This window comes from Erythrobacter sp. RANMB8, assembly GCF_056848235.1.
The window spans coordinates 1-1,417 of sequence record NZ_JBREHG010000029.1 but is presented as its reverse complement, the minus strand read 5'-3'; the positions used below and the strand labels follow the sequence as shown (position 1 = coordinate 1,417).

Here is a 1,417-nt window from a genome sequence, read left to right as displayed (position 1 = left end):
TGGCGACAACCGCCAGTCTGCTTGCGCTTGCGGCTTCTCCTGCGCAGGCGGATACGCTGCGGGAGGCTTTGGCGGGGGCGTATACCAGCAATCCGACGCTTGAGGCGGCGCGGGCGAACCAGCGGGCGGTGGATGAAGGCGTGATCATCAGCCGCGCGCAGGGTCTGCCCTCGGCCAACATCACCGCCACCCATGTCGAGTTCATCCAGCAATCGGCCAACGCCTTCACCGCGCCCGAACGCAACCTCGGCGTCAACGCCCAGCTGCTCGTGCCGGTCTATTCGGGCGGCGCGATCCGCAACGGGATCAATGCCGCCAAGGAACGGGTCGAGGCGGGGCAGGCCGATCTGCGCAACACCGAAAGCGCGGTCTTCAGCCAGGTCGTTGCCGCCTATATGGACGTGCTGCGCACCGAGGCGCTGGCAACGCTCGCGGCCAATAATGTCGCCGTGCTGCGCACCAACCTTGAGGCGACCAGCGACCGCTTCCAGATCGGCGATGTCACCATCACCGATGTCGCCCAGTCGCGCGCGCGTCTGGCCGTGGCCGAGGGCGATTTGCAGCAGGCCGAAGCCGGGCTGATCGCCGCGCGCGAGACCTATATCCGCCTTGTCGGCCGTGCGCCCGGCGAGCTTGAGGCACCGCCGCCGCTGCCGGGCCTGCCCGATGGTGTGGGCGAGGCGATTGTCGCCGCGCTCGAACACAACCCCAACCTCAATGCCGCCAAGCTGCGCGCCGAGGCGGCGGGGTTCGATACCAAGGTCGCCGGCGCGGGGCGTCTGCCCACGGTCGGCCTGTTCGTGAACGGCGATTACAGCGATTTCTTCGGCACGCTGGGAGGTCCGGTCGCGGCCAACTTCGCCCAGAGCGAGAAGACCGCCAATGCCGGGGTGCGGGTCACCATCCCGCTGTTTCAGGGCGGGCTGCCCGCAGCGCGCCAGCGGCAGGCCGGCGCACGCGAATCCGCCGCGCTCGAAGATGTGATCGCCGCCGAACGGCAGGTGATCGCCGAAACCCGCTCGACCTTCTCCAACTGGCAGGCGGCCAATGCCGTGATCAAAAGCGCGCAGGCCGCGGTCGAGGCCGCCGAGCTGAGCCTTGAAGGCGTGCGCGCCGAAAACTCGATCGGCAACCGGCAGGTGCTCGACGTGCTCAATGCCGAGCAGGAACTGCTCAACGCCCGCGCCCAGCTGGTGACGGCGCGGCGCAACGCCTATGTCGCAGGCTTCACCCTGCTGGCACTGATGGGCCGGGCCGAAGCGCGCGATCTCAACCTCGACACCGGCTCGGTGCTCTACGATCCGCAGGTCAACGCCGACCGGGTCAGCACCAGGTTCTGGGACTGGGACCGCGATCCGGAGCCGCAAGCCAAATCCACCAGAACCGTTGACATTCCCGCACCCGACGCAACAATCGG

1 protein-coding gene is annotated in these 1,417 nt (G+C 68.2%); it reads left to right on the top strand.

The features are described 5' to 3' along the window. On the top strand, positions 1-1,417 hold a 1,417-nt coding region (locus tag ACU0AG_RS16070; RefSeq protein ID WP_482783270.1), incomplete at both ends, for a TolC family outer membrane protein.